Genomic DNA, 15,289 nt, shown 5'->3' on the forward strand with positions numbered 1-15,289 from the left:
CCCACGACCCGGCCGCGGGTCAGTACCTGAAAGGGAAACGGCTGTGCTTCGAAAAGACATCAACGAATTGCTCACCCAGACCGGCCCGGGAACGCCGATGGGCGAGTTGTTCCGGCAGTACTGGATTCCCGCGCTGCTGGCCGAGGAGCTCCCGGAGAACGACTGCCCGCCCGTGCGCGTCAAGCTGCTGTCGGAGCGCATGGTGGCCTTCCGCGACAGCGAGGGCCGCTACGGCCTGGTCGACGAGTTCTGCGCCCACCGCGGCGCCTCCCTCTGGTTCGGCCGCAACGAGGGCTCCGGCCTGCGCTGCCCCTACCACGGCTGGAAGTACGACGTCACCGGCCAGTGCATCGAGGTGCCTTCGGAGGCCGACAACAGCAGCTTCTGCCAGAACGTCCAGCTGACCTCCTACCCGCTGGTGAAGATCGGCGACGTGCTGTGGACCTACATGGGCGACGCGGCCACCCAGCCCCCGCTGCCCGAGTTCGAGTGGCTGCACGTCCCGCCGGAGCAGACCTACACCTCCAAGCGCTGGCAGCAGTGCAACTGGCTGCAGGCCTTCGAGGGCGGCATCGACTCCAGCCACGTCACCTTCCTGCACTCCGGCGGCCTGAAGACCGACCCGCTGTTCCGGGGCGCCAAGGGCAACGAGTACAACATGAACGACACCAAGCCCTTCTTCGAGGTCGCCGACAGCGACGGCGGGCTCTTCGTGGGCGCCCGGCGCAACGCCGAGGAAGGCAAGTACTACTGGCGGATCACGCCCTATGTGATGCCGGCGTTCACCATGGTCCCGCCGCGCGGCGACCACCCCGTGCACGGTCACTTCTGGGTGCCGATCGACGACGAGAACTGCTGGACGTACTCCTTCGACTACCACCCCGTGCGCGCCCTCACCGAAGCGGAGCGGCAGGCGATGATCGACGGTCACGGCGTCCACAGCAAGAACATCCCGGGCACCTACCGGCCGGTGGCCAACATGGACAACGACTACCTGATCGACCGTGAGGCGCAGAAGCGCGGCGAGACCTACTCCGGTGTCGCCGGCATCGCGATGCAGGACGCCTCGCTGCAGGAGAGCATGGGCCCCATCGTCGACCGTACCAAGGAGCGGCTGGTACCCGCCGACAGCGGGATCATCAAGGCCCGCCAGAAGCTGCGCAAGGCCGCCATCGCGCTGCGCGACGAGGGCGTGACCCCGCCCGGCGTGAACCCCGAGCACCACCGGGTGCGTTCCGCGGCGGTCGTGCTGCCGGTGGCCGAGTCCTTCCTCGACTCCTGCCGCGACGCGGTCAAGGTCACGCCCGGCGTTCCGCAGGCCTCGGTGTGACATGACGACGGCCACCCCGCAGTTGAGCGAGAGCGCCCGCGCGGCCTCGGCGAGCGAGGCCCGGTTCCGGATCGACGTGCCGATCCGCCCGGCCCGCGCCGCCCGCGTCGTCGCGTTGGACGAGAGGGCGGCGGCCGTCGCCCGCCGCCTGGCCGAACGGCCCTGGGCCCACGCCCGCTTCTACACCAGTCAGGGCGCTGCCCTGCTGCACGAGCTCGACGGCGAGCCAGCCCCGCTGGAGGAGGTGCTCACCGGCACCGACGTGGTCGTCGTCCTCGCCACCGAGGACGGCGGCTGGGCGGCCGCGGCCGCGATCGGCCGGATCTGCGGCCGGCGGGGCATCACCACCGCGGGCGTGGTCCTGGGCGACGGCTTCGAGGCGGACGACGCGGTCGCCGCGCTGCGTCCCTACGCCCGGGTGCTGCTGCTCTCGGCCGACGAGAGCGACTGCTTCGAACTGCTCACGGCGCTGAGGGTTTAGGAGGCCCGGCACATGTCCGACAAGGTCACGCTGCGCGCTCTGCAGCGGATGAAGGACGAAGGCCGCAAGATCGTCGGCGTCGTCGCCTGGGACTACCAGATCGCCCGCATCGTGGACCGGGCCGGAGTCGATCTCGTGTCCGTCGGCGACACGGTGGGAGTGAACCTGTGGGGACACTCCCACCCCTTCGAGGTGACGATGGACGAGATGGTCGTCGTCGCCCGGGCGGTGCGGCGCGGTGTCGAACGGGCTCTGGTCAGCGTCGACTTCCCCTTCGGCCCGCTGCAGCAAGGCACCGCCGACGCGGTCAGGGCGGCGGTGCGGTTCGTCAAGGAGGCCGGTGTCGACCTGGTCAAGCTGGACGCCGCCGCCGACTTCCCCGAGGCCGTCGAGGCCATCACCCGTGCCGGCATCCCGGTCTTCGCTCAGTTCGGCATCACCCCGCAGACCGCGCTGCGCTACGGCGTCGAGTACCGGGCCGTCCCCTCCTCCGCCGACCAGGTGCCGGTGGCGATGCTGGACGCCATGGTCGCCGAGGCCAAGCGGCTGGAGGAGGCCGGCGCGGTGCTGCTGAACTTCACCAACTCCGGCCCCGTGGTGGGCGCCGCCGTCGCCCGGGCCGTCTCCGTCCCGGTGATCGGCGGCTTCGGCGGCGGCCCCTGGCTCGACGGGCGGATGCGCATGGCCCACGCCGCCATCGGCTACGCGGCCTCGTCCCTCGACGATCCGCCGGAGACCTATGCCAACGTCGCCCGGATCACGCTCGACGCGATCACCGCCTACGCGGCGGACGTGCGGGCCGCACGCCAGGTCGCCGGCGGTGTTCCCGTCCCGCCGGCGACCTGATCACGAAGGGAGCACGACCGTGCCCACGGCCGTCATCGACGCCATCACCACACGCTACGAGGTCGCGGGCTCGGGTCCGCCCCTGCTGATGTTCTCGCCCGGCGGGTTCGACTCGAGCCTTGAGGGCTGGCGCACGGTGGGCGTCTACCGCCGCCTGCGTCTCCTGGACCAGTTGACGGAGAAGTTCACCTGCATCACCTTCGACCGGCGCGAGTCGGGTCGCTCGGGCGGCCGGCTGGAACGCGTCTCCTGGTCCGACTACGTCCGTCAGGGTGTCGGGCTCCTCGACCACCTCGGCATCGAACGCGCCCACCTCATGGGCGGCTGCGTGGGCTGCTCGACGGCGGCGGCCGTCGCGGTGGCCCACCCCGAGCGCGTCCTGAGCATGGTGCTGTACTCCCCGGCCGGCGGCGTCAGGTACCGGATGAAGCAACACGAGCGCTTCGAACGTCATCTCGCCTACGTCGACGAGCACGGCCCGGCCGAGGTCGTGGCCCTCGCCAGGAAGACGGAGGAGGGCTTCACCAAGGACCCGCGGGTCGGCCCCTGGGCCCAGGTGATCCGGCATGACGCCGAGTTCGCCGAGATGTACGCCCACACCGACCCCGTGCGCTACCGCGCGACCGTCTCCGGCATGGCCCGCCTGCTCTTCGACCGTGACACGGTCCCGGGCCCCGAGCCGGAGGACCTCCTGGCCCTCGACGTGCCGGCCCTGATCGTCCCGGGCCAGGACACCTCCCACGCCCCCTCTGCCGCCCGCTACCTGCAGGAGTGCCTGCCGGACACGGAGTACTGGGACGTACCGGTGGCCGGACAGACGGCGGGGACCGCGCCGGCACGGGTGCTGGAGTTCCTCGCCCGGAGGCAGGAGTGAAGAGGGGCGCGGCCGCGGTAGGGAACGCGGCCGCGCCCCTGTGAGCGATCGGCTGTAAGGGTGCCCGGCGGGACGCGGCTCAGGCCCGGGGAGACCTCTCCTGACGCTCGGAGTGTTCCAGCTCGGCGATCTGCGCCACCCGCCGCGCGTGCACGCCCCCGTTGAACGGGGTCGTCAGCCACGTCTCGACGATCTCCTCCGCCACGTCGGGTGTGATCACCTTCGCGGCGAGCACCAGGACGTTGGAGTCGTTGTTGCCGCGGGAGATGCGGGTGCTCCACAGATCGTGGCAGAGCCCGGCCCGGATCCCGCGGACCTTGTTGCAGGCGACGGTCTCGCCGAGACCGCTGCCGCCAAGGACGATGCCGCGGTCCGCGCCGCCCCCGGTCACCTGCCGGCAGACGTCGGCGCACAGCGGCGGATAGTCGACCGTGTCCTCGGTGTGGCTGCCCCGGTCGTCGACGGTGTGCCCGCCGGCCGTGAGCCACTCGATCAGCCGGGTCTTGAGCGCGAGGCCGTTGTGGTCGGCGGCGATGGCGATGCGCATGCGGGGTCCCTTCGAGAGGCGGTGCGGTCAGGCGGTGAGCGTGCGCGTGGTCTCGGCGAACAACTCCTCGACCGGCAGGGGGCCATCGAGGATGCGCTGATCGACGGCGTGCCGCATGAGCCGCTCCAGCACGGCCCGGTTGGGCTCGATCCCGTACGGCAGCGGGTCCGCATCCGTGATCTCCATGACCCGCCGGTACATGCGGTCGGTGGGGGAGTTGCCGGCGCCGGCACGCAGCCCGTCCACGTACAGCTGCTTGGCGCGCGCGAAGGCGTCGAACACGTCGGCCGCCAACTCCGGGCGCTCGGCGAGGAGATCGTCCCGGATCACGACGAGGTGGTTGATGGGGTAGAGCCCGTGCTCGCGCAGCGCGGTGAAGCCGGCCTCCTCGGCGTCGGGGATCAGCGGGGCCAGCGCCGGCGCCTCGGGCTTCGGCCCGATGACCGCGGCGAGGTCGCCCTCGACGAGTGACTCCTCCAGCGTGCGTCCGGGAGCCAGCGGTTCGACGTTCGCCGGCGGCCGGAACTCGGCCACGTGCTCGTCGCCCGACAGCACCCACGTCACCTTGTCGAGGTCGACGCCGTACTCCTCGCTCAGGACCGCCCGCGCCCACACGCCCGTGGTGACCGTGTAGCCGCGGCTGACCCCGACCCGCCGCCCCTCCAGGTGCCCGGGCTCGCGCACGTCCGAAGCCGGGTCGTGGAAGATCGCGCCGTGGTGGAAGCCGCGCACCAGGAACGTGGGCACGGCCGTGAAGCGGGCGCCGTGCGCCTTCGCCACCAGATAGGTGGTCAGCGCCATCTCGCTGACGTCGAACTCCAGCCCGCGGACCATCCGCCGGAACGCCTGGACGAGGACCGGTACTTCCTCGAACTCGAACCGGAAGCCGTGGGGCGTCACGGCCCCCGTCTTCAGTGCCTCGTTGTTGCCCTGGGTGCGGGTCACTGTCCTGAGCTGAGGTATCACCATGCACCGAAAGGTAGCATGGTTAGTCCATTCGTCCATAGACTGTGGCCCCAGTGGGACAGACCCCGATCTGAGGAGACGAGTCATGGCGGAACAGGTGCTGGCGGCGGTGCGCGTGGCGCCCGGCCGGACCGAGCTGCGGGAGTTCCCGATGCCGGACATACCCGACGACGGAGCCCTGCTGAAGGTGGAGGTCGCCGGGATCTGCGGCACCGACGTGAAGATGTACGGCAAGCCGCCCTTCACCGACCCGGTGATCATGGGGCACGAGAACGTCGGTGTCATCGCCCGGGCCGGACGCACCTTCACCGAGCGCAAGGGCCTCGCCGAGGGCGACCGCGTCTTCGTCGAGCACTACGTCGGCTGCTATCGCTGCGAGTGGTGCCACCAGGGCGAGTACCGCCACTGCGAGGCCACCGACTGGCGCACCAATCCCGACGCCCGCCGCTACGGCTACACCTCGGCGAACAACCCGTACCACCTGTGGGGTGGTTTCGCGCAGTACCTCTACCTGCCGTGGAACTCGGTGACGCACCGCGTGCCGGACGGCGTCTCGGCCGAACTCGCCGGCCTGGTCACCCCGTTGTCGAACGGCATCGAGTGGGCCCTGGGCACCGCGGGCGTCGGCTACGCCTCCACCGTGCTGATCCAGGGTCCGGGCCAGCAGGGCCTGTCCCAGGTCGTCGCCTGCAAGCAGGCCGGTGCCTCCCTGATCATCGTCACCGGCACCACCAAGGACGCCGCACGTCTGTCCCTGGCCCGGGAGCTGGGCTCCGACCACGTGATCGACGTGACGCAGGAGGACCCGCTCACCCGCATCCTGGAGATCACCGGCGGACGCGGCGTCGACGTCGTTCTGGACTGCACCGCGGGCGCCGGCACCGCACCCGTCCTGCTCGGGATCGACGCGCTGAAGCGACGCGAGGGCACCATGGTCGTCCAGGGCGAGCTCGCAGCCTTCCCCGACTTCCCCCTGAAGAAGCTCACGGAGAAATCCGTCGCGCTGAAGAGCGCCCGCGGCCACAGCTACCGCGCCTGCGAACTGGCCCTGGAACAGCTCGCGTCGGGCCGCTTCCCGCTGGAGAAGCTGAGCACCCACAGCTTCCCGCTCGCCGAGGCCGACCGGGCCATCCGCACCGTCGGCGGCGAGAGCGGCGAGGACGCCGTGCACGTCTCCCTGCTGCCCTGGGCGGCGGCATGAGCGTCGTCGTCCGCAACCACCTCCGCGCCGAGCGCGAGATCGTCGACGCCCTCGCCGGCTTCGGCGTCGCCACCGTCCACGAGGCCCAGGCGCGCACCGGGCTGCTCGACCCAGCGCTGCGGCCCGTCTGGTCCGGCGCGCACATCGCCGGCACCGCCGTCACCGTCAGCGTGCCCCCCGCCGACAACTGGATGCTCCACGTCGCGGTGGAGCAGTGCCGGGAAGGCGACGTCCTCGTCGTCGCCCCCACCTCCCCCTCCTCGGCCGGCTACTTCGGCGAACTGATCGCCACCGCGGTCGCCGCACGCGGCGTGCGCGGCCTGGTCATCGACGCCGGCTGCCGCGACATCGCCGAACTGCGGCAGATGGGCTTCCCCGTGTGGGCCCGGCACATCAGCGCCTTCGGTACCGTCAAGGAGACCCTCGGCGACGTGAACACCCCGATCGTCTGCGCCGGACAGCGGATCGCCCCCGGTGACGTGATCGTCGCCGACGACGACGGCGTGGTGGTCGTGCCCCGGTACGAGGCGGCCACCGTGCTCGCGGCCTCCCAGGCCCGCGAGGAGCGCGAGGCGGTCGTCCGCAAGCGCTACGCCGGCGGTGAGCTGAGCCTCGACGTCAACAGCATGCGCGAGCGGCTGGCCGCGAAGGGCCTGACCTACGTCGACCAGGAGCCGACCGGTGATCATTGACATCCACGGCCACTACACGACGGCCCCACCGCAGCTCCAGGCGTTCCGCGACGCCCAGTTGGCCCGGCTCGCCGACCCCTCGCTGCCCGCCCCGCAGCCGCCGGACATCAGCGACGACGCACTCCGCGAGAGCGTCGAGAACAACCAGCTCAAGGTGCTCCGGGAGCGCGGCGCCGACCTCATGCTCTTCTCGCCGAAGGCCTCGGGCATGGAACACCATGTGCCGGACCCGGCCACCGCCAGGGACTGGGCCCGGGCGAGCAACGACCTCGTGTACCGAGTGGCCGGCCTGTTCCCGCGGCACTTCGCCGCCGTCTGCCAGCTTCCCCAGACCGCGGGCGGCCCGCTCGACGACGCGATCGCCGAACTGCGCCGCTGCGTGGAGAGCCTCGGCTTCGTCGGCTGCAACATCAACCCGGACCCCTCCGGCGGCCGATGGAACACGCCGCCGCTGACGGACCCGTACTGGTTCCCCCTGTACGAGACCATGGCCGAGCTGGACGTCCCAGCCATGATCCACGTCTCGACCTCCTGCAATCCCAACTTCCACACGCTGGGCGCCCATTACCTCAACGCGGACACCTCCGCGTTCATGCAGTTCGTCGAGGGCGACCTCTTCGCGCGCTTCCCCACACTGCGGTTCGTGATCCCGCACGGCGGCGGGGCGGTGCCGTACCACTGGGGCCGCTACCGCGGACTCGCCGTGCGGATGGGCCGCCCCGATCCCGTCGAACACCTCAAGGACAACGTCTTCTTCGACACCTGCGTGTACCACCAGCCGGGCATCGACCTGCTGCACACCGTGGTGGGGGAGGACAACATCCTGTTCGCCTCGGAGATGCTGGGCGCCGTGCGCGGGGTCGACCCGGAGACCGGCATCGCCTGGGACGACACCCGGCAGTACGTCGACCGGGCCGGCCTCACCGACGAGCAGCGGCACAAGGTCTTCGAGGCCAACGCCCGGCGCGTGTACCCGCGCCTGGACGCACGACTGACGGCGGAAGGCAGGTAACCGACACCCATGGCCCGACTCCCCCTCACCTTCGCCTGCGGCGACTACGACCGCACGCGCGCCCTCGAAGAGGGCACGGTCCGCCCCGACGGCATCGACCTGACGTATCTGCGGCTGCCCGTCGAGGAGACCTTCTTCCGGATGATGCGCCACCAGGAGTTCGAGGTGGCGGAGATGTCCCTGTCCTCCTACGTCCTGTCCCTGCGCACCGCCCCCTCGCCCTTCGTGGCCCTCCCGGTCTTCACCTCGCGCATGTTCCGGCACGGGGCGTTGTACTGCCACGCCGACTCCGGCATCTCCACGCCGGAGGACCTACGGGGCAAGCGGATCGGCACGCCTGAATACCAGCTGACCGCCTGCGTGTGGATGCGCGGCATTCTCGCCGACCGCCACGACGTGCCGTTCGACTCGGTGAGCTACTTCACCGGAGGCCAGGAGACCCCGGGACGCATCGAGAAGGCGGGCGTCGACCTGCCGGACTCCCTGCGCATCAGCCGCATCCCGGAGGACCGCACCCTGGCGCGGATGCTCGCCGAGGGCGGGATCGACGCTCTGTGCACGCCTCGTGTACCGAGCCCCTTCGTCGCCGGGGACCCGCGGGTACGCAGGGTCTTTTCGGACGTCGTCGCCGCGGAGAAGGAGTACTACGCGGCGACCGACATCTTCCCGATCATGCACGTCGTGGTGATCCGCCGCGATGTCTACGACCGCCACCGCTGGGTCGCGCAGTCCCTGTACAAGGCGCTGCTGGCCGCCAAGGAGGCCGCGTACGACAACCTCTACGACACCTCGGCCCTGCGGTTCATGCTGCCCTGGCTGACCCCCCAGTTGGAGGAGGCACGTGAGCTGATGGGCCGGGACTACTGGTCCTACGGAGTCGAGGGCAACCGCAAGACCCTCTCGACGTTCCTGCGCTACCACCACGAGCAGGGGCTGTCGGCGCGGCAGTGGGAACCCGAGGAACTGTTCGCCCCCGAGTCGCTGGAGGCGGCGGTCATCTGACGGGCGCACGGGCACGCGTCGCCCGCCTACCACGTGGGCGGCGGCGTGCTCCTCGCGGCCTCCACGCAGCCCGAAGGTATGGCGATGTGGCCTGGGAAGACGGCACCATGAGCTCTTCCCTGGCGGGGAAGTACGGGCCGGGCAGAGCCTTGAGCGGCGGCCCGCGCCCGGACGGCGCGCCCGGCAGCAGCGCGGCTACGGATCGCGGCCGCCGGGCTCACCGTCTACGCCGAAAGGTCTCGGACCGCCTGACGCATCGCCCTGTCGGTCGCCGATCTCCAGGCCGACGACGACGATTCACGGCTGGCCTCCGTCAGGCTCCACGTCTCCTGTCACGACGCCGTCGAACGTCGTCCCCGGGCTCGTTCGACCTCACCATAGTCGGCCTCCGCTGGGCACGGGCCCTTCCGGACCACCATCGACCCGGACGACCCACGGCACTGCTGTCAGGGAGCGGTCACAGCATCGGACCGGGCGACCACCAGGGCTTTGAGGGGGGTCTCCTGGTCGCCCGCCCGGTCCGGCGGGACGGTCGCACCTTGCCCGAGCGCCCGACGCACGGCCATGTAGTCGGCCGGACTGTTGACGGCGTCCACCGCCAGCAGTTCGCCCTCGCGGTAGTACAGGACCGAGAACCGCTCGTCGGCCGGGTCACCCCGCAAGACATACGCGTCGTAACCCGTCGACAGCCCGGCGATCTGCAGCTTCAGGTCGCCCTGGAACGACCAGAACCAGGGCACCGTCCGCGTCGGCTCGGACCTGCCGAGCAGTGTGGCGGCGGCGGCCGTGGCCTGTGCCACCGCGTTCTGTACGGACTCCAGCCGGACCCGGCCCAGGCCGGTGAGGGGGTGCGGCTGGACCGTGCAGTCTCCGGCGGCGGCGACATGGGGATGGCTGGTGCGGGCACAGGCGTCGACGACGATGCCCCCGTCGCACTCGAGCCCCAGCTGATCGGCGAGTTCGGTGCGGGGGACGACGCCGATCCCGACCAGCACGAGGTCGGCCGGCAGTGTCGAGCCGTCGGTCAGCCGTACCGCACTCACCTGTCCGCCCATGCCGTCAAAGCCGGTGACGCCGGTCGAGAGCAGGATCCGGGTGCCTCGTCGCCGGTGGGCGTGCAGGTAGAACCCGGAGACCACGGGTGCCACCGCGCGGGCGATCAGCCGCTCGGCCGCCTCGACCACCGTGACGTCCTTACCGAGCGCGCGCGCCACGGCGGCCGCCTCCAGCCCGATGAAGCCACCGCCGACCACCACGACGCGGGAGGCGGACCCCAGCCGGGCCCGCAGGTCGGACGCGTCGTCGCGGTCGCGCAGGTAGCAGACGCCTTCCAGGTCCGCACCGGGAACGGTGAGCCTGCGGGGTCCGGCGCCCACGGTGAGGGCGAGGCGGTCGAACCGCAGGCTGCGTCCGCTCGCGGTTGTCGCGACACCGTTCCCGGGCCGGCCCGAGGCCGAGAGGGACACCCCGGTGACGCGCTCACCGCTGATGAGCGCGATCCCGGCGTCCGCGTAGTAGGAGGGGGCGCGGAAGGCCAGCGACTCGGCGTCCGTCTCACCGCGCAGGAACTCCTTGGACAGGGGCGGCCGCTGGTACGGAGGATGGTTCTCCTCGCCCACGAGGGTGATCGGTTCCGTGTCCCCCAACCGTCGCAAGGAGTCCGCAAGTTGGAGGCCGGCCTGGCTGGCGCCGACGATGAGCGTTCCGCCTGTCATCGCGTGACCCCTCTCGTCCGTCTTCAATGTGTCATACCATTATACCAACGCATCTTCACCGGCAGGGGCCGTGGCGCCGAGATTCTCAGCCGGCCGGCCAACGCGGCGGGCGACTCGTTGCCCCACCCGTGCGGACCTGCCCGACAGCACCGCCCCCCGGCCGCCGACGGCGAGTGCGTCGCCATCGGCGAAGGCAGCTCCGACAGCGTGTTTCTCCACGAGGTGTTGGACGCGGAGGGTATTGCGGCATCTGTGTGCGGTGCTCCACTTCTCGCTTCATCGTCGACCACGGCTCCGGCGGCACCGGCGAACCGGGTGGCAGCCCTGGCTGGCCCGAGTTGTTCGGTGCGGTGGATGCGTTGGTCGCGTAGCGTGCTGCGTTGCCGGCGGCGGGGGAGCGGAAGCGGTTGCGTCAAGCGCATGGGCTGACGCTGGACGAAGTGGTGGCCGCGCTGAAGGTGCGTCAGGCCACGGTGTCCGGCCGGGAGTCGCTCAAGGAGCCGACCGAGCCGTGTGGCCCTGAGCGTGAGGCGTACGCGCGGCTGCTGAACAAGCTCGCGGAGCTCTACCCCGAACCCACCATGCCCCGGCCACGTTCACCGGCGAGCCCGCCGTAGCCATCTCGTGCACAGCTGCCTCTGCTTGGAAGCACGGCATCACGCCTAACGTGACGCCCGATCGCCCTCCGGCCGGTCTTCGCGGCCTTCAGCGCCCTGGGGCTGTTCAGCAGCCTCATCCCCGGCCTGCGTGCACGGAACACCTGAGTCCCTCACCGGCGGTGTCCGGCCGCGGCAGGAGACGATGCTCGGCGGGGTGACGGCCCGTGCGCCGGAGCGAGTACCGCGGATGGGCGAGCGGCATGGCGCAGACCTCGGTGTGATCGTGTGATCTTCCAGTCAGGCCGTATCCCACGAGGTGCGCCGCGGTTTCCTGATCACGGCACACATCGCCGTCGTCCGCCCGGCCGTGCGCCGCTCACGGTGGTGTCCGCCGCCGGTCGGCGTACCTTCCGCCCGACAGAAGAATCGGCATAACGGTACATAGCGTTATGCATGCCGCCGTTTTCTTTCCGGCTATTGACTTGTCGCGCTGTTGGAGCAGACCCTACGGATCAGCCATTTAAACCGGTTCAAACGTTGGGCCGGCCCCCCCGTTCCACCCAGCTTCAGCTGTGCGGCTCCGGTGCGAGCAGCGGGCGTCCCTTGGGAGGCCCCCCAGGAACGGCTCCTGTCGGAAGGAAGCAGTACGCGCATGCCTCGTCGTCCCACCATCGCGGATGTGGCCAAGCTGGCCGGAGTGTCCCGCGCGACCGTCTCCTTCGTCCTGAACAACCGCCCCGGCGTCGCGTCGGCCACGCAGCAGCGCGTCTGGGCGGCCGCCAAAGAACTGGGGTGGACGCCCAGTACCAGTGCCCGGGCCCTGTCCACGGGGCGGGCCCGCGCCCTGGGACTGGTCCTGGCCCGCGAACCCGAACTGATCGGCACCGACCCGTTCTATCCCGCGTTCATGGCGGGCATCGAGGCGGTCATCTGCGAGAGCGGTGACGGACTGATGCTCCAGATGAGCCGTCCCGGCAGCGAGGTCGACACCTACCGCAGGCTCGCCGCCGACCAGCGCGTCGACGGTGTCTTCCTCACCGACCTGCGGGCCGACGACCCCCGGCCGGCGCTGGTCGCGGAGCTGGGACTGCCCGCCGTCGCCGTCGGGGTACCGGACGCCGACACCGGCCTGCCCGTGGTCAACCTCGACGACCGCCCCGCGGTTCGTGAGGCGGTACGGCACCTGATCGGCCTGGGGCACCGGGACATCGCCTACGTGGCCGGCCCGGAGGAGTTCGTGCACGCCCGGCGCCGCCGCCAGGCCTGGGCGGAAGCACTCGCCGAAGCCGGCCTGCCGCAGGGGACGGCACTGCCGGGCGGCTTCACCGCCGAGGGCGGGGCTCGGGCCACGCGGGCCCTGCTGGAGCGGCCGACCCCGCCGACGGCCATCGTCTACGGCAACGACCTGTCGGCGACGGCCGGCATGGCGGTCGCCCAGGACGCCGGACTGCGGCTGCCCGACGACCTGTCGGTGGTGGGATTCGACGACGTTCCCCTCGCCTCCTACACCAGCCCTCCGCTGACCACCTGCCGGGCCAACCCGCTGTCCTGGGGCCGGGCATCGGCCCAGGCACTGGTGGAGCTGATCGGGGCCGGAACCACCCCCGACGTGGAACTGGAGCCGGCCGCCCTCGTGGTGCGCGGCTCCACCGGCCCCGTGCCGGTCCGCTGAGACAGACAGACCCGCGGCGCGCAGGTGCCCTTCCGCCCCGGGACGGGCGGGAGCCGGCACCGGCCGGGCCGTACCGCAAGCGATACATCCAGCCAGAAACGGAACCTCTCATGAAGAAGGCCCTCCTCGCCATGCTGCCGGTGGCCGCCCTCGCGCTCTCCGCGTGCGGCAGCGGCGGAGCGGACGCCGGCGCCTCCGCCGACGCCCGCGGCCCGATCACCATCTGGTACTCCAACAACGCGCAGGAAGTGGCGTGGGGCAAGCAGATGGTGGCGGAGTGGAACGCCGCGCACCCCAAGGAGAAGATCACAGCGCAGGAGATCCCCGCGGGCAAGAGCTCCGAGGAGGTCATCGGCGCGGCCATCACCGCCGGCAACGCCCCGTGCCTGGTCCTCAACACCGCCCCGGCGGCCGTACCGGGCTTCCAGAAGCAGGGTGGCCTGGTCGCGCTCGACGAGTTCCCCGACGGCAGGAAGTACCTGCAGGAGCGCGTCGGCGGCACGCTCTCGCAGTACGCCTCACCGGACGGCAAGTTCTACCAGATGCCCTGGAAGAGCAACCCGGTGATGATCTTCTACAACAAGGACCTGTTCAAGAAGGCCGGGCTGGACCCGGCGCACCCCAAGCTCGCCAGCTACCAGGACTTCCTGCGCACCTCGCGCAAGCTGGTGGCCGCGAAGGCCGCCAAGGCCGCGATCTGGCCGGCCCCCACCTCGCAGTTCTACCAGTCCTGGTTCGACTACTACCCGATGTTCGCGGCGCAGACCGGCAAGCAGCTGGTCGAGGACGGCAAGGCCCAGTTCGCCTCCCCCGAGGGCATCCGCTCCGCCCAGCTGTGGAAGACCATGTACGCCGAGCACCTGGCGCCGAACGAGAGCTACAACGGTGACGCCTTCGCCGACGGCAAGGCCGCCATGGCCACCGTGGGCCCCTGGGCGGTCTCCGTCTACGGCGACAAGGTCAAGTGGGGCGTCGTGCCGGTGCCCACCGCCGACGGAAGCCCCGGCAAGGGGACGTTCAGCGACGAGAAGTCCATCGGCATGTACACCTCCTGCAAGAACCGGGGGACGGCCTGGGACGTCCTGAAGTTCGCCACCGGCAAGGAGCAGGACGGCAAGCTGCTGGAGGCGACCGGCCAGATGCCGATGCGCGCGGGCCTGACGGCCGCCTACCCGTCCTACTTCGCCTCCCACCCGGCCTACAAGGTCTTCGCCGAACAGGCCGAGCACACCGTCGAGGCGCCGAACGTCCCCAACTCCGTCGAGATCTGGCAGACGTTCCGCGACGCCTACACCAAGGCCGTGATCTTCGGCAAGGGCGACCTGACCGCATCCCTGAAGGGCGCGGCGGCCACGGTGGACAAGCTCGCGGAAGGCCAGTGAGCACCCGCCATGGCCTCCACCACCCATGACACCCACCGGTCCCGGCACGCCGCCCGGGCCGTGCGGAGGGCGCCGGCGCCGAGGCAGCCGTGGCGGCTGCGCCTGGGCGGGCACCAGCCCGTCGGCATGCTGTTCGTCTCGCCGTACCTGCTGTACCTCGTGGCGATCTTCGTCTATCCCCTCGGCTTCGCCGTGTGGATGTCCTTCCACGACTACTTCTTCACCGCGCCCGGCGTACAGGTCGACCGGCCCTTCGTCGGGCTGGACAACTACCGGACGGTGCTGACCGATCCCGATGTGTGGCACTCTTTCGCCAACATCACCGTGTTCCTCGTCATCAACGTGCCGCTGACCGTCGTCGCCTCCCTCGTGCTGGCCACCGCGCTGAACAGGAAACTGCCGCTGCGGTCCTTCTTCCGCACGGCGTACTACATCCCGTACATCACCGCCAGCGTCGCGGTCGTGGGCGTGTGGATGTTCCTGTTCAACTCCGACGGACTGGTCAACCGGACCCTCGGCTCACTGGCACCGGACCCGTCCTGGCTGGTCAACTCGCATCTCGCGATGCCGGTCGTGGCGATTTTCGTGGCGTGGAAGCAATTGGGCTTCTTCGTGGTCCTGTACCTGTCGGCACTGCAGAACGTGCCCCGCGAACTGTACGAGTCCGCGGCCCTGGACGGCGCCGGCCGGCTGCGCACCTTCCGCTCGATCACCGTCCCGGCGGTCCGCCCGGCCACCCTCCTGGTCCTGATCCTGGCCACCATCACCGGTGCCAACCTGTTCACCGAGCCCTACCTGCTCACCAGCGGCGGCGGACCCGACGGCGCGACCACCTCGCCGGTACTGCTGATGTACCAGCGGGGTCTCCAGCAGGGGCACCCGGACGAGGCCGCGGCCATCGGCGTGATCCTCGTCGTGCTCGTCACCACCGTCTCCCTCGTCTACCGCCGACTCGTGGAGAGGGACTGAG

Annotated in this window: 14 protein-coding genes and 1 pseudogene; 12 read left to right on the forward strand and 3 right to left on the reverse strand. The window is 70.7% G+C overall.

The features are described from left to right. Positions 1-43: 43 nt before the first annotated feature. Genes OO52_RS33970 through OO52_RS33985 form a run of 4 tightly spaced genes read left to right on the forward strand, consistent with a single transcriptional unit; the run spans position 44 to position 3,531 of the window. Positions 44-1,330, forward strand: a complete 1,287-nt coding sequence (locus OO52_RS33970; protein WP_030938906.1) for a Rieske 2Fe-2S domain-containing protein — start codon at positions 44-46, stop codon at positions 1,328-1,330. A gap of 1 nt (position 1,331) precedes the next feature. After that, the gene (locus OO52_RS33975) at positions 1,332-1,811 is read left to right on the forward strand and encodes a hypothetical protein (RefSeq protein ID WP_030938909.1); all 480 of its coding nucleotides are present in this window, start codon (positions 1,332-1,334) and stop codon (positions 1,809-1,811) included. A 12-nt stretch (positions 1,812-1,823) separates the two neighbouring features. Continuing rightward, entirely contained in the window at positions 1,824-2,657 is an 834-nt protein-coding gene (locus tag OO52_RS33980) for a 3-methyl-2-oxobutanoate hydroxymethyltransferase (RefSeq protein WP_030938912.1), read from the forward strand. A gap of 19 nt (positions 2,658-2,676) precedes the next feature. Then, a complete protein-coding gene (locus tag OO52_RS33985; protein WP_030938914.1) occupies positions 2,677-3,531 on the forward strand; it encodes an alpha/beta fold hydrolase in 855 nt (284 codons plus the stop codon). A 79-nt stretch (positions 3,532-3,610) separates the two neighbouring features. Here OO52_RS33985 and OO52_RS33990 read toward each other — a convergent pair whose 3' ends face one another. Continuing rightward, a complete protein-coding gene (locus OO52_RS33990) occupies positions 3,611-4,078 on the reverse strand; it encodes an RpiB/LacA/LacB family sugar-phosphate isomerase (RefSeq protein ID WP_196944117.1) in 468 nt (155 codons plus the stop codon). A gap of 27 nt (positions 4,079-4,105) precedes the next feature. Next, a complete protein-coding gene (locus OO52_RS33995; RefSeq protein ID WP_030938919.1) occupies positions 4,106-5,047 on the reverse strand; it encodes a hypothetical protein in 942 nt (313 codons plus the stop codon). Between the two features lie 82 nt (positions 5,048-5,129). Between OO52_RS33995 and OO52_RS34000 the strand changes: the two genes are divergently transcribed. From OO52_RS34000 to OO52_RS34015, 4 genes are read left to right on the forward strand one after another with little or no spacing between them, the layout of a single operon-like run. After that, entirely contained in the window at positions 5,130-6,245 is a 1,116-nt protein-coding gene (locus OO52_RS34000; RefSeq protein ID WP_030938922.1) for a zinc-dependent alcohol dehydrogenase, read from the forward strand. Continuing rightward, entirely contained in the window at positions 6,242-6,937 is a 696-nt protein-coding gene (locus tag OO52_RS34005; protein ID WP_030938925.1) for a 4-carboxy-4-hydroxy-2-oxoadipate aldolase/oxaloacetate decarboxylase, read from the forward strand. Before OO52_RS34000 ends, OO52_RS34005 begins: the two co-directional genes overlap by 4 nt. After that, the gene (locus OO52_RS34010) at positions 6,927-7,949 is read left to right on the forward strand and encodes an amidohydrolase family protein (RefSeq protein WP_030938929.1); all 1,023 of its coding nucleotides are present in this window, start codon (positions 6,927-6,929) and stop codon (positions 7,947-7,949) included. The genes OO52_RS34005 and OO52_RS34010 overlap by 11 nt, the downstream gene beginning before the upstream one ends. A 9-nt stretch (positions 7,950-7,958) precedes the next feature. After that, on the forward strand, positions 7,959-8,951 hold the full coding sequence (locus OO52_RS34015) for a 4,5-dihydroxyphthalate decarboxylase (RefSeq protein WP_030938932.1): 993 nt from the start codon (positions 7,959-7,961) through the stop codon (positions 8,949-8,951). A gap of 446 nt (positions 8,952-9,397) precedes the next feature. On the opposite strand, the gene OO52_RS34020 is transcribed toward OO52_RS34015, so the two are convergent. Continuing rightward, entirely contained in the window at positions 9,398-10,666 is a 1,269-nt protein-coding gene (locus tag OO52_RS34020; RefSeq protein WP_030938935.1) for an NAD(P)/FAD-dependent oxidoreductase, read from the reverse strand. A gap of 380 nt (positions 10,667-11,046) precedes the next feature. On the opposite strand from OO52_RS34020, the pseudogene OO52_RS53175 reads away from it, so the two are divergent. The 4 genes and pseudogenes from OO52_RS53175 to OO52_RS34040 all read left to right on the forward strand — a co-directional run. Beyond that, a pseudogene (locus OO52_RS53175) lies at positions 11,047-11,277 on the forward strand (telomere-associated protein Tap); the annotation flags it as partial. Between the two features lie 640 nt (positions 11,278-11,917). Next, complete coding sequence (locus OO52_RS34030) at positions 11,918-12,937, forward strand: LacI family DNA-binding transcriptional regulator (RefSeq protein WP_030938938.1); 1,020 nt, start codon at positions 11,918-11,920, stop codon at positions 12,935-12,937. Between the two features lie 110 nt (positions 12,938-13,047). Further along, entirely contained in the window at positions 13,048-14,319 is a 1,272-nt protein-coding gene (locus OO52_RS34035) for an extracellular solute-binding protein (protein WP_030938940.1), read from the forward strand. Positions 14,320-14,328: 9 nt separating this feature from the next. Continuing rightward, on the forward strand, positions 14,329-15,288 hold the full coding sequence (locus tag OO52_RS34040; RefSeq protein WP_030938943.1) for a carbohydrate ABC transporter permease: 960 nt from the start codon (positions 14,329-14,331) through the stop codon (positions 15,286-15,288). Position 15,289 lies beyond the last annotated feature (1 nt).

It is taken from the genome of Streptomyces flaveolus (genome assembly GCF_000716535.1).
GTDB classification, from domain to species: Bacteria; Actinomycetota; Actinomycetes; order Streptomycetales; family Streptomycetaceae; genus Streptomyces; species Streptomyces flaveolus_A.

What these genes read in the sequence shown, in the direction of transcription:
- OO52_RS33975 (WP_030938909.1), top strand. Translation starts at nt 1,332, where the DNA reads ATGACGACGGCCACCCCGCAGTTGAGCGAGAGCGCCCGCGCGGCCTCG.
- OO52_RS33990 (WP_196944117.1), bottom strand. Translation starts at nt 4,078, where the DNA reads ATGCGCATCGCCATCGCCGCCGACCACAACGGCCTCGCGCTCAAGACC.
- OO52_RS34030 (WP_030938938.1), top strand. Translation starts at nt 11,918, where the DNA reads ATGCCTCGTCGTCCCACCATCGCGGATGTGGCCAAGCTGGCCGGAGTG.
- OO52_RS34040 (WP_030938943.1), top strand. Translation starts at nt 14,329, where the DNA reads ATGGCCTCCACCACCCATGACACCCACCGGTCCCGGCACGCCGCCCGG.
- OO52_RS34020 (WP_030938935.1), bottom strand. Translation starts at nt 10,666, where the DNA reads ATGACAGGCGGAACGCTCATCGTCGGCGCCAGCCAGGCCGGCCTCCAA.
- OO52_RS34000 (WP_030938922.1), top strand. Translation starts at nt 5,130, where the DNA reads ATGGCGGAACAGGTGCTGGCGGCGGTGCGCGTGGCGCCCGGCCGGACC.
- OO52_RS33995 (WP_030938919.1), bottom strand. Translation starts at nt 5,047, where the DNA reads ATGGTGATACCTCAGCTCAGGACAGTGACCCGCACCCAGGGCAACAAC.
- OO52_RS33980 (WP_030938912.1), top strand. Translation starts at nt 1,824, where the DNA reads ATGTCCGACAAGGTCACGCTGCGCGCTCTGCAGCGGATGAAGGACGAA.
- OO52_RS34005 (WP_030938925.1), top strand. Translation starts at nt 6,242, where the DNA reads ATGAGCGTCGTCGTCCGCAACCACCTCCGCGCCGAGCGCGAGATCGTC.
- OO52_RS34015 (WP_030938932.1), top strand. Translation starts at nt 7,959, where the DNA reads ATGGCCCGACTCCCCCTCACCTTCGCCTGCGGCGACTACGACCGCACG.
- OO52_RS34035 (WP_030938940.1), top strand. Translation starts at nt 13,048, where the DNA reads ATGAAGAAGGCCCTCCTCGCCATGCTGCCGGTGGCCGCCCTCGCGCTC.